The 1,351-nt window shown below is 72.2% G+C and carries 1 protein-coding gene; it reads right to left on the reverse strand.

The window, feature by feature from the left end:
• The coding region (locus tag AB0I54_RS48165; RefSeq protein ID WP_363302758.1) for an acyltransferase domain-containing protein at positions 1-1,351 on the reverse strand (1,351 nt) is incomplete at both ends.

Here is a 1,351-nt window from a genome sequence, read left to right on the forward strand (position 1 = left end):
GGCAGCTCGACCTCCGCGAACACCTCGTCACCCGCACGCCACGCCGACCGCAGGCCCTGGAACACCGGCCCGTAGCCGTAACCCCGGTCGGCCAGGCGCCCGTAAAGCCCGTCCACCGGCACCGCCTCGGCACCTGTCGGCGGCCACATCTCCAGGGCCTCGGCCGAAGCCGACGCGGCGGCCGCGGTCAGCACGCCGGTGGCGTTCCGGTGCCATGTGTCGTCTCCACCCTGCGGCCGGGAGTGGACGACGACGGTACGGCGCCCGCTCTCGTCCGCCGCCTCCACGGCCACCTGCACCGCCACCGAACCACCCCGGGGCAGCACCAGCGGCTGCTCCAGCGTCAACTCCTCCAACAACCCACAGCCGACCTCGTCACCAGCACGCAGCGCCAACTCCACAAACGCCGTACCCGGCAGCAGCACCGCACCATCAATGGTGTGATCCGCCAGCCACGGATGCGTGTGCGGCGCCAGCTGACCGGTCAGCACCACCCCGTCCTGCGACGCCAGCACCACCGCCGCCCCCAACAACGGGTGACCCGCAGACTCCAGGCCCAGCCCGGCGGCGTCGCCCGACCAACGCCCCATCTCCAGCCAGTACCGCTGATGCTGGAAGGCATAGGTGGGCAGTTCCACCCGCCGCGCGCCGCTGCCCTCGAACATCTCGGACCAGTCGACGTCCGCGCCGTGGACGTACGCCTGGGCCAGGCTCGTCAGCAGCCGCTCGTGGTCGTCCTCGTCCCGCCGCAGCGTGCCCAGCGCCACCGCCGTGGCGTCCAGCGTCTCGGCCGTCTGCTGCACCGCGCCCGTCAGCACCGGATGCGGACCGACCTCGATGAACAACCCATGACCCGCGCCGAGCAGGGACCGCACGGCGGCCTCGAAGCGCACCGGCTCCCGCAGATTCCGCCGCCAGTAGTCGGCATCCATGGCGGACGTGTCCAGCAGGTCGCCGGTCACCGTCGAATACAACGGCACCCCGGCCGCACGCGGAGACAACGACGCAACAGCCGCCGCCAACTCCTCGCCAATTCCCTCCATCTGACTGGTGTGGAAGGCGAACTCGTCGCTGACCTGACGGACGCGGATACCGTCCCGCTCACAGGCTTCCCTGAACCCGGCCACCTCCGCCGGCTCACCGGCCACGACGACGGAAGCGGGCCCGTTCTCCGCCGCGATCTCCAGCCCACCCGACAGCCGCTCCCGCACCTGCCCGGCGGGCAAAGCGACCGAGACCATCGCGCCGGTGCCGCTCGCCCGCACCAGCACCCGGCCCCGCGCCGCGATCAACTCGGCCGCATCCGCCAAAGACAGGGCCCCGGCCACGCACGCCGCGGCGATCTCACCCC

Source organism: Streptomyces sp. NPDC050625, from assembly GCF_040654755.1.
In the GTDB taxonomy this organism is placed as follows: Bacteria; Actinomycetota; Actinomycetes; order Streptomycetales; family Streptomycetaceae; genus Streptomyces.